This window comes from Verrucomicrobiaceae bacterium, from assembly GCA_016713035.1.
In the GTDB taxonomy this organism is placed as follows: Bacteria; Verrucomicrobiota; Verrucomicrobiia; order Verrucomicrobiales; family Verrucomicrobiaceae; genus Prosthecobacter.
On the sequence record JADJPW010000012.1, the window covers coordinates 62,192 to 81,832 of the forward strand.

Annotated in this window: 3 protein-coding genes; all 3 read right to left on the reverse strand. The window is 56.3% G+C overall.

What is annotated here, in order from left to right:
* Positions 1-109: 109 nt before the first annotated feature.
* The 3 genes from IPK32_24165 to IPK32_24175 all read right to left on the reverse strand — a co-directional run bounded on the left by IPK32_24165 (position 110) and on the right by IPK32_24175 (position 19,472).
* On the reverse strand, positions 110-17,077 hold the full coding sequence (locus IPK32_24165) for an autotransporter-associated beta strand repeat-containing protein (GenBank protein MBK8094980.1): 16,968 nt from the start codon (positions 17,075-17,077) through the stop codon (positions 110-112).
* A 942-nt stretch (positions 17,078-18,019) separates the two neighbouring features.
* Positions 18,020-18,694, reverse strand: a complete 675-nt coding sequence (locus IPK32_24170) for a response regulator transcription factor (protein MBK8094981.1) — start codon at positions 18,692-18,694, stop codon at positions 18,020-18,022.
* A 97-nt stretch (positions 18,695-18,791) separates the two neighbouring features.
* Positions 18,792-19,472 carry a response regulator transcription factor gene (locus tag IPK32_24175; protein ID MBK8094982.1) on the reverse strand — a complete coding sequence of 227 codons (681 nt, stop codon included), beginning with the start codon at positions 19,470-19,472 and terminating at the stop codon, positions 18,792-18,794.
* Between the last annotated feature and the right edge of the window lie 169 nt (positions 19,473-19,641).

Genomic DNA, 19,641 nt, shown 5'->3' on the forward strand with positions numbered 1-19,641 from the left:
TTCATCAGCGAGCACTGGCCCCAAAACAAACCTGGAGTCCCCTTTCGGAGACTCCAGGATGATTTTGTCGTGAATCGAGGCGATATTCTGCCACCCCGACACTGGTTTCTTACTTCAAGCGGCGACGGCGGCGCAGAGCGAGTCCAAGCAGACCCAGCAGCATCAGCAGCGCACGAGAAGGCTCTGGGACGACGACGATAACAATACCAGCCGTATTGAACAGGCTCACATCCCAGCGGAAGGCACCACCCAGCTCAAAGAGGTCAAGATCGTAGCCCGTTTCTGCACCTGTGCGCCACAGACCATTTCCATTGCTATCTGCGACACCCCCGACATTGAAGGTGCCCGTGATGCTGCCCCAATCGACAAGATTGAACACGTCACCATGAGAAGGAGTGTAGCCATTGTTGGTGAGCACGATCTTAGTAGCACCATTGGTGACCGTCAGGGCGCCGACAACGATCAATTTATCATGTTGAGCCGTGGTGACAGGGTCATTGATCAGGTGGGAGTAGGTGCTATCCACAACCAAGCCAGTAGCCGTGCCGTTGCCAGCCCAGGTACCGTAACCAATGTCGTTGTAACCGAGAGCGTTGCTGGCGGTGAAAGAAGAGCGCTGGATCTGCAGTGTGGAGACGGATGTAGCGCCCAGAGTGGCCGCTGCCGTAAAGGTCAAGGTGCCCATTGAGCCACCAGCTTCATCACCAGGCTTAACACTACCATTAATGATGGTGGAACCATGGATCTGGCCAGTGCCAGCGATGATGGTATTGACGGCAGCGGTAAGTCCTGCGGCTGTTATTGCTCCCGTGTCACCCACACCATTGCGACCGACCTGAAGGATACCAGCGCTGACAGTGGTTGTGCCGGTATAGGCGTTGTCCACAGTGAGTGTGGCCCAACCGTCGCCGGTCTTCACCACATTGAGTGCGGCGGAAGCAATAGGACCCGAGCCAGGAGCAAAGAACTGACTGTTGAGGGTGCCATCGCGGAAGTGGGCATCCCACTGCACCTCCGTGGCGGCTGGCGTACTCTGCGTGATGGTCAGGGTGCCCGGCGTGATGGCTGCGTTTTCGATAATTTCGGTGCTGCCATTGGTGCTTGCTCCCATGGTTCCGCCAGCCGTTCCACCGATGAATGGTCCAGCTCCCCCGTTGGTACTCAGGGCACCAATGGTGCGGGCGCCTCCACCGATCTGTAGGATGGAATTGTAGCCCATATCGACATCATTGGCTGCCGTGAGAGCAGTGGCATGCTCAAGGCGAAGGATCGCGGTTTGGTCCTGATCATAGCTAGTGTTGGTGTTGACACGCACGTCACCGGTCCAGGCGCTGCTGTCACTCTTCATGACAAGATAGTTGTAGGTACGTCCACTGGAGGAATTGCTGGCCGTACCATCTGCCTCATCAGCGGTAAAGACGAGGTTACCGCTGGTGGTCAGACCGTCTTTGAGCACACCATTGAGGTTGACGTAGTTTTGACTGCCGCCGTTCTCTGCAGTATCGTTGACGTAGAGATTGAGGTTGTCGTTGAGGGTGATGTCACCGTTGATATCAATCCGAGCACCGTTACCGAAGGTCTCAAAGGTAAGGCGCTTGGTCTGGGTGGGGTTATAGATCACATTGACGTCGTGATTGAGTTCGGTGGTCTGATTGTGAACACCCGATTCACTGTTGACGGCAAATTCAGCGGTGCCCTGGCGGCTGTTGGAGCCGATAGTGATGGTTTTACCGGTCAGGTAGCCAGTGCCCGAGGGGTCTGCCTGACCGAGTGACATGAGCCTGCCCTGCATCACGGTGAGGTTGCCGGTGTAGTCAGGATTATTGGTGCGGATTTCCATCGTGCCTTGGCCATCCTTGAAGATGTCGCCATTGCCAGTGAGGTAGCCGGAACCGCTGCCATTCCAGCCGACACGGAAGGTCTGGCCTGAGACGACATCGAAGGTCGTAGCACCTTCCAGTGTGAGGATGCCGCCTAGGTTGACGATACGTTCGTTGTTGGGGTTGAGAACTGGGGAAGAGATTTCGGTGGCACCAGCAGTGTCAGCTGTGTTGCTGGTGACTGTATTGATGGTGCCAACGCTGACGTAATTGTTGCCTTTGAAGGTGATCCACTCATCAATGACCCACTCACCAGAGTCATTGCCGTTGCCCATCTGAATGGCGAGATTGGTACCTGAGCGGAGGATAGTGCCATCCGCATAGCTGTTGTTGGTACCCATGATAGTCGAAGTGCCAGCCGCGTTATTTCCAACGTCACCGGCCAGGCGCAAGGTGCCCTGGCGGACATCAATGAGGCCTTGGAAGAGTTCGTTGTTGGCGTTGCCACCACCGACGAGGGTCAGAGTGCCCGCCCCGACCTTGATGAGGTCACCGCGGTTGATGTTGTCGGAGTTGATATCATTGGCGATGCGGAGTTCACCAGCGCCATCCACGACGTCAATGGTGCCACCATTGCCACCGAAGGTGACACCCGTGTTGGCAGCGGTCTGGCTGAAACCGGTGCCGGTATAGCGCAGGGTGCCGCCATTGAGGGTGAGCTGCCCGGCATTGTAGGAAGCCGGATTTGGGCCGAGGCGGCTGGTAGAGTCGATGCTAAGGACTGACCCGTTGATGAAGGTCTGTCCATCATAGGTGTTGGTGCCATTGAGGACGACCGCCCCCGTGGTGCCGATGGTGGAAGCATTGGTGGTGCTAGGGCCTGCAATGACGAGATCCACACCTGCGCCAGTGATGGGCACGTTGATGTTGAGATTACCAGTGCCGTAGTGGTGGAGGATCAACTCTACTCGACCACCGCTGGTGGTCAGACCTGCACCAGCACCACCAGTAATGGTTTTGTTGGCGGAACCAACGTTGCTACTCACGAGGATGCCACCGCCGGAAGAGGAGAGGCCGTTACCCGCCACTGTAAGGACATTCGCGCCGAGATTGACTATGCTATCCGCATTGGCGTCGAATCGGAGCGTGCTAAGGGAGAGCGCACCACCCAAGCCGCCGCTAAAGCCCGCGCCGCCGTTTTCGGACACGTCTTGATTAGCCGCCCAGGAGGCGACGTTGTTATTATACTCGTCCAGTGCACGGTTATAAGCACGCACATCATTGCCGTTTCCTGCATCTGACATGGCGAAGTCTGTGGCCGTGCGGGACAGGGTGCCGTAGGTGGCCCAAGGAATGACCTGATTCTTCACAGCTGCCGTGGTGGTAGCGTTAAAATTGAGGGTGATCTGGGCCGTGCCGCCAGCTGCGCTGTCTTCAACCAAGTTGGCCGTGGCACCAAGATTGCGGGTAAAATTAGAGGTGGGTGTGGTGCCGTTGGCATTGGCATTGCCCATACTCAACGTCATGTTGCGGGGCGTACCAGTGTTGGTGGTGCGGGCGACGATCTCGGAGCCACCGATGGAGAAGGCGACGAGACGGTTTGCGGCATCCGCCGTAGCGAACCCTTCCGTGGTTGCGATGCTAGGGGAGGCCTGCACGATGACCGTGCCACCGTCAAAGCGGACGTTTGTATTACCGACAATGGCAACATTCGTCGCGGCGGTGTGATTCAGAATCAAGGTGCCACCTGCCAAAACGAAAGCGGAGGTGCCGGCACCAGCTGTGGAGTTTTGCAGTTCGACGGTTCCAAGTCCCTGCTTCACGAAACCAAAGACCTGATTGGCAATGGTCCCGATGTTTCCAACCATGCGTTGAGCAAAACTGACTTTGCCGCCGTCCATGGCGTAGAGATTTGCCACCGCTCCAGTACCGGTCGTGCCGCCATTATCACCGAATTGCAGGGTTCCATTTCCATTTCCAAACGTTACGGTGCCGGTTTCATTCAAGCCACCGATGTAGCGGTTGCCCGTGCCGACGGATTGCCAGGAGGCCATGTTGAAGACCTGATTGGGTCGGGTGAGGAAGAGGCCCGCATTGCCGTTATTGACACCCGTGCCGCCCGTGGTGCCAAATTGGAAGCCGGTCATCACGCTTGATCCATTGGCGAGGAAGCTGTTTCCTACAGAAATGTTCGGTGTCAGGGAGTCGGCATTGGCGATTTTACCAATGGCGGCCGTGGTCCAGAAACCTGTACCGTCACCGGCGGTTGGGTCGTAATCGATGAGGAGGTTGCCGGACTCAAGAGTCAGACGCCCAGCGGCGTTGTATTGACGCTCGAGGTGGTAGTTGGTCTCAAAGGTGCCCCCACCAAGGTCCACACGCAGGACGTTGTTTTCATTGGTGACAAGGCCCGAGGTCGGCAGGGTGGATACGGGGAGCGCGACTGGGATAGCCCCGCCGCTACCGTCGTCCTTGTCACCGATCTGGCCGCGAATGATGAAGACGTTGTTGCCAGCGGAGTTAAAGGAGATGCGGCGAGGGTCGTTGGCCAGCACGTCTTCACTCACCACGGTATTACTGCCGAAAAGATTGCCATTCAGGATACTGGTGGCGCTGTTGTCCGTGCGTATACGCGGAGTGAAGAGGGCCTGACCGGCGAGATCGACGTTGTCGAGAGTGACATTGGAGAACCAGTTTGTGACATCGTTGTCATTGCGCATGACTTGATTATCACCATTAAGTACACCGATGAGGATATCTTCACGAGAAGCAGCGGTGCCAACCTGGATGCCGTTGCCGGAGTTGAGGCTTCCATTGCCGGTGACAACAATGCCATTGCCCGCGCCACCTACGCCTGCGGCGGTTCGGCCATTGCGAAGGAAGAGGGTTCCATCGCTGATTGTAGTGAGGCCGGTATAGGTGTTGGCTCCATCAAGGGTTAGTGTCTGCCAGCCGGTTTTGGTCAGGCCAATAGCATTGGTGATGTTCGAGCGAATTTCCAGAGAGCCGCCAGCGATGGTGCCGTCTGTTGTGTTGAAGAAGCCATTTTGGACATTGATGATGGCTTCTTGGCCATTGAAGTCGAGCGCACCACCGAGAATGAACGTGCCTGAGCTGGAGGTATTACCCGTGGTGAAGTAGGCGCTGCTGATCATGCCAGAACTAATTTTGAGCGTGCCTTCCACCATGAGGTTGATGGCGTGATGGTTGTTTAATCCAGTGGCACCTGTGCCATCGTGGTCGGTGAGGGCACCGAAACGAAGGGCATTGATGGTAGTGTCCTCGCTCATGACAGTGATGGCATCGCTAAGGTTGACGTTTTGAGTCGCCACACCTGTTGTGGTGGGATTGAGGAGGCCATTGGACGGAGCGAAGTACTCATCGTCGTCCAACGGGCGGAGGAAACCGCCTTCCATGGTGTTGAAGTGACTACCAGCCATGAATTGAAGATTGCGCTGCTGGTTCCAGAGGTCGGAACGGTTGCCGTTGTTGAAAGCTAGAAGGCGGAGGTCAGCATCAAGGCCGAGTGGAATATTCCCCCCGAAAACACCCTGGACAATGCTCCGAGTGGATGTGTTTACCGCACCTGCTCCACCGATCTGGGAGGCGTTGAGGGTGGTGACTGCGACGCGACTGCTGTCACCAGCGGCGGCCGTGCTGAACGTGGAGGTAGCATCGAGATTATTGATACGGAGGATACCACCGGCAGTTCGGTTCAGAGTGGTGATGGTGAGGGTGGTGTTCACCCCAGCCGTATCTGTGCCGTAGATATCAAGCAGGTTCGTACCGCTACTAACGTTGATGGTTCCGAGCGTTTCCGTGTTGGCGACGCTTCCGGTATTGAGACGCAGCCAACCATTGTTGAGGTTCAGGACGGCATCATCCGCGATACGGTTGTTGTTGTTGGCACCCGTGACACCAGAGGTCGCGTCAAGGCGATTGGTGTTATCGAGCGTGATCATACCGCGACGCTGGAGATTGATGTTCGCAACATCGGAGATGGCACCATTGGCACCATTGAGGGTGAGACTGTATTCCGCCCAGCCTTCGCTGAAACCTTTGGTGACGTAGTCAACCCCGTTGATTTTATAGGTGTGCGATTCCCAAGGTGTGGCGCTTTGGCCGAGACGCAACACATTGAGGTCGCCGCTGAAAGTGTTGTCATTGGTGAGACGGACCTCGGCCGCGCCTTGCTTGGTGAAACCGCCAGCACCTGTGATCTGGCCACCAACAACCAGCTTGGAGGTAGGAGCGGCAGTAAGGTTCCCTTGCTCAGTGACGGTGTAGTTGCCGACGGAGTCGCTGATGATGAGGTTGCGGTTGGCCGTGCCAGTGAGAGCGATGTCGCCATCCAGGAAAACAGTTCCGTCCGGGATGTTGAAGAAGTCAGCCTGGAGGTAGTTATAACCGTTGTTAGTGGCAGCCAGAGTGCCGTTCATGGTGATGTCCACCGTGTTGTGCAGATTGTAGAAGTTGGCCAGAAAGAGGCGGGCACCGACGTTCGGGCCCGTAACAGTCGTGGCGGCGATGGCACCCGTGAGATCAGCGGCTGTCTGTCCGCCGTAACCGATTTCAATGCCACCTGCACCGTTGTTGAAGTCGGCAGCAGATAGGCCCGAGAACGCGGTCGGAGAAGTCGTTTCCTTGGTGATACGAAGCGTGCCTTCACGGACGAGGATGTTCCCGATATCCGAAGAGAAGCTAGGGTCAAAGAAGACCACATTGTCCGTAGCCGCACGGGAGCCCTGAATCGTTAGATCGAAGCCGCCGCCGTTGATGACGGGTTGATTGGCCGTGAAGGCGTTCACCAAGGAATTGGCATTGCTGGGATTGGTGTCGAAGTTAGCCAGATTCAGAGCCGAAGCATTTACATGACCGCCGCCATTGATGGTGGCATTGGCGTCAAGAGTGAGGAAGGAAAGTGTACCGGTACCAGTAGTATTGCGCAGGGCACCAGTGCCTCCGAAGCCGGCACCGGAGATTTTGATTTCCTCACGCGTAGTGAGGATGTCGTTGGCCCAGTTGATTTCGGCATTGCGGAGATCAAGGGATGCACCAGAAGCGACGATGGTTTCGTTGCCGACCCCGACGGCACCGAGAGCACGCTGCTCGCCATCCGCACCGAGGTAAAGAATACCGGCATTGATTAGAATCTGGCCGGACAACGTGGCGGTCTTATTGATACCTGTGTAGCCGTCGTACACATCGGCGAAGTTGTTGGCGCTGAGCTGAAGGATACCATTGCCGGACTTGGTGAAGCCGTTGGTGCCGTAGATGACACCAGTGATGTTTAGGCCCACAGTGCCATTCGTGGTGGCAGTGGGGATATTGAAATCAAGTCCCGCTGCGGTGGTATTGTTGAACTGCTGACGGCCTGACCATGTGGCGGTAGAAGTGGTGGTGTTGTTGACAATATTGACCGTGCTTCCTTCAGCATAGTTGGTGATCTTGCTGTTGGTAACTGCCGCCGTGTAGAGGAAATTAATATCTCCAGCGATGTTCATGAGACCTCGAACACCACCAAGGGCGTTTGCTTGGTTGCCGACGCGAATGGTGCCGCCGAAGAAATCAAGATCGCCGTTCCAACTACCGTTGTCGTCGTCGAGAAGGAGGACTCCCAGGTTGTTGGTATCCATGATAATCTTGCCTTCGCCGTTGAAGCCTGGGGAGTTGTAGATGGTGGTGTTCGTGGTGAGGAAGCGGAGCGTGGTACCTTCAGCCAACTGCCAGCCGGTTGAATTGTTACCCCCACCAGTGACTGTATAACCACTGAGGAAGGCGTCGGTCGCCGTATTTGGGGCGGCGGCAGTTCCACCGACCTGGATTTCACCCTCATAGAGGTTTACAAAACCGGTATAGGTATTCAAACCACTAAGGATGAGTTTGCCCGCACCGGTCTTGGTCAAAGACTGAGCCGTGGCTGCGGTATTGTTCTGGATGACGGAATTGATCTCCAAAACACCTGCGGTGTTGTGTTGGTGGACGATGGTTGAGAAGTTTACAGTGCTAGCGGCATTTTGAAGGGGCCCACCCTTGATGACGGTAGCAAAGGCACCCACATTCGGGGTTACGAGAATGCCGCCTGCCTGGAGACCGACGGCGGTGCCCTGGACACCGAAAGCGGAACCAAGTGTGAGTGTGGTGGCTTGGTTGGCGTTAAAACGGAAGGTATTGTTCAAAGTCGCGGCCCCAGTGTTGGCCGCAGCTACCGTGATGTCCGTGTTGTTGCCCGTTGCATAGAGGTCCGTGGCATAAGTCGCCAGTGCGTTGATGGCACCGTCCAAAGCGTTGGTGGAATTGAAGGCCCAGTCTGTCTTAGCCACTGTGGCGAAAGCACCCGTTGTGGTGGTGCCGAGGATGCCCGCAGTGTTGGTGGTGTCTGTGTCGGCAATGCCAGAGGCCCCGAAGTCGATGGTGCCCTGGTTAACGGCGCGGGTAATGCCATTGAGGCGAAGCACCGCAGTGCTTCCTCCCGCGCGAGTGATGGCACTGGATCCCGGCTCAAGAGTGAGTCCACTGACCACTTCAAGATGGGTGCCACCACTGAGGTGGACAGTACCACCACTTTGGCCAGGCTGTTTGCCAACGCCGGCGACATTGGGATCCACACCTGCAATGGTATGGATGGTGATTCCACCCAAGGTAAGTGCAGCGGCATCCGCTAGTTTGCTGGTGTTATTCGTACCGTATTCAAGGGTGAGAGTGCCGTTGCGAACGAAGGTGGCAGCAGTGTTCGTATTCACTCCAGAAAGGATGAGGTTGCCATTACCCAGCTTAAGGAGCTGACCGGCACCCGCCCAAGCCGTGGTTGCATGATTCATTTCAAGAGAAGCACCGGAGTCCACATTCACGCGGAAGTTGACACCTGAGGTGACTATTCCCGATAGGATGTTGGTGCCGCTCAAAATATCCAAGCCGCCTTCCGCTGTCGAATTGGTGATGTTATTTGCCAATGTGATGCCTCCACGAAGCTGAAGGCCTACTCCACCACCGCCATTGATGGTGATGGCACCGGTGCCGAGGGCATTGCCGGCCTTGATGGCGAGGGTGCCACCAGTGATGGTTGTACCGCCAGTGTAGCTATTCCCAGCAACCGGATCGAGGAGCCAGAGACCTGCTGCGGACTTTAACAGAGAAGTGGCACCCGTATTGTCTGCGATCAAGGGGCGGAAGGTGTTTTCCGAGATGGTGGTGCCTGTCAGCACGAGGGTGCGGGCACCGGTGCCGGTGTAGGCAAGGGATCCTGTATTGCTCCAAGTCATTGTCGGAGCCGTCGTGGTGGCGACAACGGTGCCTGAAGCGGCGATTTCTGCGCCACGGGTGCCTTCACCGACTGTAAAAAGACGGTCGGTGCTTTGATTGGTGTAACCGGTCCAAGTCAATACACCACCATTTGTCCCGGAGGCCGAGAAGACGAGATTCGAGGCAGCATTTGATGAGGCACCGATGCCGCTAGCCAATCCGCCATCGGCAATGTGAGTGATGCTGATGCCCGCGCTGGCTGTAGCTGCACCGACGGAGCCGATGGTGGTGATGCCAGTATAGGTGTTCTTAGCAGAGGTGGTGAGTGTGCCAGCCGTGCTTCCATTGACAGTGCGGCTCAGATTGCCCGCGCCAGTAAAGAGACCGTTGTAAGTGCTGTTACCTCCGAGGATGGTGAGCGTCTGGCCCGCGTCGATGGTTGTCTCGGTGAGGACGTCACCGGTCAGCGTTCCGATTGTTTCGGAAGTAACCACCCGTAGTTTGGCCGTGCCGGAGAACCGCCCGTCGCCGCCGTCACCATTGAGCGCCACAGCGTTACCGTCAGCGATCGCAGCACCACCGGAAAGCTCCAGGATGCCGTTGTTGATCGTTGTGGTACCTGTGTAGGTGTTCGCACCTCCTAAACGCCACGTGCCCGCACCTTCCTTGATGAGACCAGTGGTTTGACTGGTGGTTGGGTTGCTGATGACACCATTGATGGTGTTCTGTGTCGTGTTGCTGCCGTCGAGTATCCAGTTGTGGCTGCCGGTCGTGCCCGAGCCGAGGGTTCCGTTGATCACAATGGTCTTCACTCCATCGTTAATAAGTTGCATGCCAGTGGTGTTGGTGGTGTTGGCATTAACCCCAGTCCAGCTAATGTTAGTGCCAAAGGTGGCGGTGCCCGCAGTGGAGTCGTTAAAGATAATCGTGCCGATGTCACCAGAGGCAGAGAGTGTATTGGTGCCCTGACCGAAGCCTGCATCGCCTAACTGGTCGGTATTGCCGAACATGTCGTAGCGGCGGCCATTGAAGTTATTGGACCCAAGGGTGATGATGCGGGTGGCTGTCTGGCTACCCATGGAGCTGGTGGCATCCGCACCCGATCCGAGCTGCGTCAGTTCCAACATGCCCACATTGACGGTGATGGCTCCTGAGAAATCGTTGCTGGCATTGGTCAGTGCCCAGCGGCTGGTGATGCCGAACCGGTCATCATCAGTCGAATTGGTCATGGCGATGGAGAGGACATTGGCACCGTCCGAAATGATGCCATCCACACGGTTGGTGATGGGGTTAAAGTAACCACCGGTCTGGCCAATGAGGCGCAGAGTGCTGGTGGCTCCCGTAGCGGTGAGATTTCCAGAAAGGATCAGAGCACCCGTGCCATTAGCAGCGATGTAGTTGCTTCCCGTGCCGGCCAGGGTGAGATTCTTAGCGAACGTCTCGCCTGAGCCAGTGTATTCGAGACCACCATTGAGCGCTGCGCTGCCCAAGGTGACATTGGTGAAGCTGCCAATGGCGTTTGTCAGGTTGGCGGAGGCCACCGCACCCTGATTGATGTTCAGATTGCCGGAAATGGTGTTGGTGCCATACATGACCGCGAAATTACCTAATGCCAGTGTGAGATTTCCCGTGCCGGTGAAGGCTCCAGCTTGGAGCTGTGATGCAGCACCATCGAGGGTCAGCGTGGCACCTGAGGCAATATTGGTCGTGCTGCCACGCTGAGTGTAGAGAACATCGAAGGTCTCGTTCCCCGCGATGCTAAGAGTGGCTCCGCTGAAGACCTGCAAGTCGCCACTGTCTTCCCAGGTGTTTACACCGCCCGTGCCTAGGACCAAAGTGCCACTTCTCAAGTAAGAGTTGGCGGTATTGACGGAATTGGCTCCTAGAAGGGTCGTGGTGCCAGTGTTGTCGAAGAGCCAGACATTGTTACCAGAAAGGACACCATTGTAGCTGTTGCTGGCTGAGCCGCCAAAGCGGAAAATGCCATTGTTGGTGATGTTGAGCAGGTTGTTTGTCCCGCCACCAACGAGTGTGCCGTCGAAGCTGAGAATCCCGCCGGCCTCTGTCTGGAGAATGGCTCGTTGGCTGCCGGGAGCTGGCGCGTTGGTAGCACCAATGGTGAGGTTGCCAGTGAGGTTGATGTTACCGATACCCTGACGCAGTAGGGTGGCGTTGCGAGCGGTCGTGCCGTCACTGTTGGCATTGAGAGTGATGTTGTTGGCGATGGTGTTATCCGCGATAAGGTGGTAGCGAAGATCCGAACTCCCGCCTGTGACAGCCTGCACCGTGATCGCGCCTGTGCCATGCATGCCCGTGTAGGTGTCATTACCGATACGGAGGGAGACACCCACATTCTCAGCCTGCCGCCCGATTGTGGTGGTGCCGGAGTAGGTATTGTCAGCCGTGAAATAGACCGTATTCCGTGTCGTCGTGAAATTGCCGCTACCGGAGATGTTGTTTCCGATGACATAATGTCCGTCATTGATGTTGTAGATTAGTTCGCCGTTGTTGACGACGCTGCCCGTACCAATGAATCCGCGAGAGTTGTTGCCGATTTGGAGGCGACCACCGGCGGTGATGGTGGTGTTTTCCCAGCGGGCACCAGCGGTACCGACCGGCGCTAGGATCAATGTGGAAGGAGAGGCACCGCCCACGTTGGAAATCGTGAGATCGGCACCGGGTAGGCCAATGATGTCCCCGGAGATAACGTGGCTGACGGCAGCCCCTGGATTGCTAACATGGATCGTGCTATCGCTGGATAGCACAATCGGGGCGGCCAAAGTGGTGGCCACGGTGCTGCGCAGATCAAGCGTGCCACCGTCGAGGTTTAGTACTTCGCTCATGGTACCGCCTGCGGCGACGTTGAGCAGAAGAGTGCCGCCGGTGTTCACGGACGTGAGGTTGGCCCAGCGATTGGTAGCAGCGGTAGCTGCGGCACCAAGGCCGGCGTTGTTGGTGATTTCAAGGATGCCAGCTCGGACAGTCGCACGTCCCTGGAAAGTATTCGCAGCACCGAGTGTAGTCGTGCCTGTGCCAAGCTGCTCAATGTTTCCTGTGCCGGAGATAATGGCAGAAGCAATACTCACCGCATTGCTGCGGTTAAAACCGATTGTTCCGTTGTTGAGGATCGCTCCAGATCCGACCATGCCGGTCGTGCTGCCGCCTACAGTGGCATCGCCAAGCTGGAGGTAGCCATTGCCCACATTGGTGGTTCCAGCGCCGCCGATGTCATTGGTAATCAGCGTCTTGCCACCACCTGCCGTGGTAATTGTCTGGCCACTAGCGACGTTGGTAAGGACCAAGTCTCCCAAACGATTGTTCTGATGAATGATCAATTCGTTGCCAGTCGCTGAGAGGGCACCCGAAATAGTGGTGATATTGGCATCGACAGAACGTGTCAATAAAATGCCTCCCGATGCTATCGTGGTAGCACCTGTGATATCGGTCGCATTTGCGCCACTAAAACGGAGAGTGTTGGCAGAACCGCCAGCGTTGGCACCTGCCACGGTGATATCTACATTTAATCCAGCCCCAAATACATCGGCCGAGAATGTGGTGAGCCCCGTTATAGCCGCAGCGGTTCCATTGCCAACGGCCCAAGTGGAGCCATCGAAAGTTGCCCATCCGCCAAGAAGTGCCGCACCAGAGATGGAACTGGCGGCTGCACCTGAGGTGACATTGAGTGTTCCTCCTGCATTCCTGGTGATGACGCCAAGGTTGATGCCGCCAAGTCCCGAGCCCTCTGCATATGGAGCGTCAGCCTGGAAGTTCGCCCAGGAGACAATTTCAGATGCACCTGCATTGAGGGTGGTGGAGGCAACCGATTCAAGGATCGTGGCAGTAGCAGCGCTGCTGAGAACCTGGATTCGTCCGCCATTGAGCGTGAGGGCTCCGGTGCTAGGCAGGATATCGCTGCCAGCACCGTAATTGAGATTGAGAAGCGAAGTGCTGCTGAGAGTGGTGCCACCGGTGTGCCCGTTGACTCCAGACAAGGTGAGACCACCGTAATTAGAAAGAATTAAAGCACCGGCTCCGCTCGTGGCACCCGAGTAGCCTACGGCGGAATAGGTGCCGCTGCGGCCCTCCTGAATGGTCAGCGCCTGAGTGAGCACCGCGTTGCCAGAACCAGCGATGGAGCCGATGGTGTCGGCAAGCGTGACCGTAAGCTGTGTACCAGCGCCATTGAGATTGACGCGGGCGGTGTCGCCCATCGCGCCGCCAGCGCGGTTAAGCGTCAAGGCAGCGTTAGCGCCGACATTGACGGAGCCGCCGAACGTGTTGCTGTTTCCCGTCAGTGTCACGGTAGCCGCAGCAGGTGCGTTTAAATTGAGCACACTGTTGAGGTTGCCAGTGATGACCGAAGAGATGCCCTGCGTATTTTGGGCAGCAGCCGTCAGAGATCCGTTCACGAGAGCAATCGTTCCAGCACCAGCCGAATTGTCGATCAAAGCGACCGTTTCCGAGAAACCGTTCAGATTGAAGGTGCCACCCGTGATATCGAGTATCGTCGAATCCGACAAGCTGCCGCGGATGTCGGAAGTGCTGACCACGCCCACGCCTGCGGAACGGCTCAGGGCGCCCAGAGTGAGAGTGCCAGCATTGACGTTGGTGGTGCCGGTGTAGGTGTTAGCACCGTAAATCTGCCAGTTGCTGGCACCAGCCTTGGTCAGGTTGCCCGCGCCGGATATGACGCCATTGAAACCACTGCCGGTACTTGAACTGACTGTCATTGTGGTGCCTGTATTGATCACAGCATTGGCGCTGCCAGTTAGGTAGCTGCCGAACAAACCGCCAGCCAAGCCATTTGGCAGGACACGACTCACGCCCGCACCACCTTCAAGGATGGCCAAGGTGTCTGTGACGCCATTGGTGAAGGTGGTCGAATTGTTGGACATGTGAACAACATTGGCACTATCCAAGCCGCCGGCACCGAGATTGCCAAAACCACCTCCGTCGATGAAAATTTGACCGTCAAAAACGTTCGTTGTTGGATTGCTCCAAACAAAGTTGCCGGTACCCTCTTTGAGGAGCCATGTCGCAGTACTTGTTCCACCCAAAATCTGTCCGGTAAAGGTGGAATTGCTATTGTCGCCACCAAAAGCCAAAACGGCAGTGTTGGCGCTGGTGTTGGCACTGCCCAGAAGGTTAATCGTGGTGGTGGCACCCAAACCACCTGCGAGAGATCCCACGCGCTCAAAGGAGGTGAGATTGGTCGTACTGTCGGCGAAGTTCAGGTTGGTGGCGTTGGTAGCGCTGAAGATGAGTTGGGAGTTGTCACTCAGAGCATCATGCAGAGAGTACTTCCCTCCATTCCAGATGCCGCCGATTTGCACGTCCCCTGCATTGATGGTGGTGGCACCACTGTGGGTGCTGTTACCCGTGAGAATGAGGAGACCGGTGCCGTCCTTCGTAAAGCCGCCAAGACCGGTGAGAGCACTATTCAAGACACTTGTGGCGGTGACGGTGGGTGCAAAATCCACACTAGGCCCGGCTGGCGGGGTGCGGTTCACCAGCACCGTGTCGTTATCGAGAATCTGAACCACATAACCAGGTGCCGTGACGCCTCCTCCGCTGATGAGATCACCCGGCTTGAGACCGGCGGTATTGATGTTGCGCACGATGCGTCCATTGGCAGCAGCAGAATCAGCGGTGGCAGCGAAGACAGTGGGCGCACCATTGGTGTAGGTGGAGGTAAGCGCCGCGCCCGTGCCAAGGGCAATGGTGGTATTGCGGGTGCCTGTTACCGCACCAGTTGCCTCCGACACATTCACCCCAAGTGAGGTATTCCAGCCCGAGATTCTAATCGTAGCTGTGTCTGCCACGGCAGCACCACTATTTAGAACAAGTCCACCGCCATTTTGACCGCCGTAGTTTGTAATGGTCACGTTACCCTGAAAGGTGTTGGTGCCTGACAGTGTCTGGACACCCGTGCCGACTTTGGAGAGACCGCCAGTCGTACCAGTGATCGCACCAGCAAAATCCAGGGTGGAATTGTTTAGACCAGTGATGAGGCTTCCAGTACCCATGGCCAGAGTTGCACCCGCGACACCAGAAAGTCCGCCCACGGTTTCGTTGTTGTTATTCAAATCCACCGTGCCAGTGGCGCCGATGACAATGGTTGACCGGTCAGGCAGGATGCTGAAAGGGGAGGCGGCACCGAGCAGGAGGGTGCCATCATTTACCGTAGTGGTGCCGGTGTAGGCATTGCCGCCGGTCAGGGTAAGGGTGGCCGAACCGTCCTTTGTGATGCCTCCAGGGAAAGCACTGGACGCTTCGCGGATCACACCGGCAACCGTCGTGCCACCATCAGCCACTGTGAGGGTGGCCGGAGCCGTCGCGGTGCCAAGAGTGAGTGTCGAGTTTGCATCGCTGGCGAGGGAGGCAACGCTGGAGCTAGCGTTGATATTGAGACTGGATCCCGAATTGTTGATGGCCACCGCAGCAGCGCCCGTGAGGCTTCCAAGGGTTAGCGAGCCAGCGTCCACGGTGGTCGTTCCCGTGTATGTTTGGGCGGCCGTAAGGATTTGTGTCCCCGCGCCATTCTTGACGACATTGCCTGTGCCGCTGATAACGCCCCCATACGTCAAGGCATCAATGGCCAGTGGCGACAGCGTGAGTGTCGCGGAGCCGAGAGTGACACTGGTAGCAGCCGCACCACCACCGCCCGTGAGGCCGCGGATATTGTTGCTGAAGCTATTGAACGCAAGGGTCGAAGCCGTGTTCGGGTCCAAGTGGTACTTGGAGTTGGGGGAAAACGCCGTCGTGTTACCGGCGGTTAGGGTGCCGAGTTCGATACGAGTGCCGCCCGTATAGGTATTCGCAGTGGTAGGGGTGAGAGTCAGGTTGCTCGCGCGGAGTTTCCTAAACGCATAACGTTGAGCGTCGTCACCACCGATGCCAGTGAAGTTCTGGGTAAGCGTCATACTGTCGGTGCGATTGTAGGTGAACATGCCGTCATCCGCCGCAGTAGCGGCAGAAGAACCAGGCGTGATGGCGAAAACGACATTGGTCCCGGGAAGTGTGCCCACTGTGTTATTGTTTCCCAACATCACACGACCGCCAGTGATTGTCAGGGTGCCCGTCATGGTATGGGCCGCAGTGTTGTCGAAGCGGATGCCGCCATCGCCGGCTTTCACTAGGTTCAACACATCACCCCCGTTGTCGGCAAGGACAGATGAAATAATGATGCCAGAAGTGCGCTGGTTTGTCCAAATATACATCGTATCAGCAGCGGCGTCAGCCCCGACGCCCGCCGTGAGGGTACCCCCAGAGATCGTGGTATCGGTAGTATTGTCGTTTTTTAGGATCCCGCCAGAAACAATGTTGAGCGTCGTGCCCGCCGACTGCGTAAAAGCGCCAAAGCCGCCCAGTTTCAAGGAATTGATGGTATCGCTGGACACAGCAGTAACACTCCCAGTTGTGCGCACGTTCTCCGTGCCAAGGGGAACGTCAGTCCAAGCTCCGGTGCGGTCCAGATAGGTTGCCAGCGCCGTAATTGAGCCGCCGCCGACCGCCCAATCCGTCTTGTTCACCACCGCCCAACCACCGAGAATGCCGTTCGTGTTCCCAGTGGATGTCGTGGCGCGAGCTGTCGTGCCCACATTCAGCAAGGAGTCGAAGCCGGACCGAGTGATTGCACCGACATTGAGATTTGCCGTCGTGCCTGCAAACGTAATCTGGTTCGCACCTGTGCCGAGCGTCAGACCATTGATCGTCTGGCCCGTACTGCCACCGGAAATCGCGAGTGAAGCGCGATTCAATGTAAGCGAAGAAGCAGCATCAATGCGACTGCCCGCCGTAGCGTAATCCAGTGCCAAGGCAGAACCCGTGACTGTGGTCGCGCCCGTGAAAGTGTTTACCCCACGAAGGTCTACCGTGCCACCGAAGCCCGTGTCGGTAGAACCCGTGATATTAAGACCCGCAGTTGCACCACTGATGATATTATCAATGCGGAGCGTTCTTCCAGCGCCCACCGACCAATTCTGCGTGACACCACCAGCCAAGGCGATCGCCATGATGTTTGTAGCGGAGTTGCTGTTAAAAGTCACGTTTGCCCCCGCGCGAGACATGTCGATGCCACCCGATCCGATGGTCAGAGTTTGAGTTCCCGCAACTGCGCCGCTTTGAATAGTAATCGCTCCAGTATTCCCACTGAAGACAAGCCCCCCTACGTTAACGTTTGCTGAGGCTGTGCTACTCAAGTTAAAAGTGTTTGTAGCATTAATCAGGCTCCCAAAATAAATAATATCGCCAGAAGTAAATGCATTTCCGTTGGCGTAATTCTGGATAATTGCCCCAGGGGCCACGGGGGCCGTAGTAGCTGTATCTAGAAACGACGTCCCTCCGTTGGTCTTATAAGTGGTGGCGGAAAAGGCATGCTGCCCAGGCAGCCAGAGGCCCATCAGGCATGTCATAAACCAACCGAGCGGGGTGCGATATTGACGGAGTGTCTTCATAATAAAAAGGGACAGAGGGGCGCTGGGAAAATTAAAGAGTAAGTTTGCTCGTGAGTAAGAGACGTGTGCGTGTTGCCGAAGGTTTGGATTATTCCGTATCAACGTGCGGCTCTAAGTAGTTCATGCCGTTGCGCAGATGATTGCCGCTTGAAGACGAAAGACTCGTCCGGCTTTTCCGCTGGAGTGATACGCAGTTATAATGTGGCATGTGCTAATTCTCTTCTTTGGTAGCTTGGGGAGCAAACGGTTGTCTTTGAGAGAAACCTGTTCCCGCCGAATAAATCCTTGGGCACAAATTTCAGAATCATTTCAATCGAAAGGGCCCATATTGGCCATTGCTTTATTGCTTGCCGTTGAATAAATGCATAATACTTTTAGTGTAAGCCAATGGCTTATTTCTTGATAAAATGAAGGGTTCTAATAACTTTTCTTGCCCCTAAACTCCCTGTTTCCAAGTTTTAGCCACACCATGAGTCTTAAAACTGCCAGGTTATGTATTTTTTAATTTTGCCGCTCGCCCGACCAACGAATCGCAAAAAAAACTAACTCGCCAGGATCCCGCATTCCTAATTTGGCACGAATATTCAGCTTGTGGACATCGACGGTCTTGGTGCTGATGCGAAATGAGTCACTAATCTGGCTGGAGCTCTTTCCCTGACCGATCAAGGAGAAGACCTCGAACTCACGATCACTGAGGGTTTCCAGGCTGCCCTTGGACTCGGATGCCTGGACTCCAGATGAAAAGGCTTTGAGGATCTCTTCGGACATGTCCTCGCTGACGGCGATCCCACCGGCTGCGACACGCTTCACGGCATTTTCCAAGGTTTTTTGGGAGGCGGTCTTCATCAGGTAGCCGCGTGCTCCGGCACGCAAGGCACGCGGGGCGTAGAGCTTCTCATCATGTAGGGAGAGGATGAGGATGGCCATGCGTGGGCGGAGGAGGCGCAGGTCTTTGATGAGATCGAGTCCGGAGCGGTCTGGCAGAGATAAGTCCAAAATGAGGACATCTGGTGGGTCATCTGCGGTTTTTTTGACCGCCTCGGATGCGGTGGCTGCTAGCCAGGTGCAGACTAGGTCCGTACACTTTTCAAAATAAAGGCGCAGTCCCTCTCTCATCAAGGTGTGATCATCCACGATGGCGACACGGGTGGGCCGAGGGGCGGTTTCGGATTTCATTCACCAAGGAAGTGGCCTGAAGATCGAGAACGTCAATACAGATGATGGCTGAGGGGTCCGCCACCAGGAGGCGATTCATTACGCTCCAACCCGTTTCTCAATCGAGAAGGTGGGAGAAAGATGCATGCGCTGTGCTTTGCGAGTTTTGAATGGTGCCGTGTTCTGAACTGGGCTGAAAGTGGGATTGAAGGGCTCTTTTGAGAAGGGCATTGCGGTTCGGAAGATGGAGTTTCCGCCGAATGCTGAGGATGTGCTGGGTGAGCGTTCGATGGCGGATGCCAAGCCGCTGCGCTATCTGCGTGGGAGTATGGCCGGAGCCGATCATCTGGAAGACTTGCTGTTCTTTTTCAGTGAGCAGCGTCAGGCGCTCTTGGGGCACCTGCTGATCGGCAGTCTCGGAGTAGGAGTGTAGAATGCTGCTGGAGGTCGTCTCGCTGACGTAGAATCCGCCTGCGGCGACTTTGCGCACAGCGCCGATGAGTTCCTCATGAGAGACGCCCTTCATGAGGTAGCCCCTGGCGCCTGCTTTGATGGCTCGTTGACCGTAGAGACCCTCCTCATGCATGGTGAGTGCGATCATGGGTAGTTTTGGCCGCAGATGGCGGATGTCCTTGATGACCTCGATGCCGGAGCGATCTGGCAGGGTGATGTCCACGAGGAGTAGGTCAGGGGTGTCCTCTCGGAGTCTGTCCAGCGACTCGGCGGCGGTGAGGGCAGACCAGGCAAAGCTCATCCCGTCTATGATTTGGAAAAAAAGGCGCAGTGAGTCATTCAACATGGCATGGTCGTCAATTATGGCCACGCGTATGGTAGCTTTCGGATGGGTGGCATTAGGGGCGGAGGCATCCTCAGCCTCCCCAGAGTCCTGCGCTGGGCTCCAGGGAGGTTTTTCAGGAGGGCGGTCCGTAGGTCTCATAAAGTGGGGGAGACGGGTCCCCATGCGAGTC

What these genes read in the sequence shown, in the direction of transcription:
- IPK32_24165 (MBK8094980.1), bottom strand. Translation starts at nt 17,077, where the DNA reads ATGGCGATCGCCTTGGCTGGTGGTGTCACGCAGAATTGGTCGGTGGGC.
- IPK32_24175 (MBK8094982.1), bottom strand. Translation starts at nt 19,472, where the DNA reads ATGTTGAATGACTCACTGCGCCTTTTTTTCCAAATCATAGACGGGATG.
- IPK32_24170 (MBK8094981.1), bottom strand. Translation starts at nt 18,694, where the DNA reads ATGAAATCCGAAACCGCCCCTCGGCCCACCCGTGTCGCCATCGTGGAT.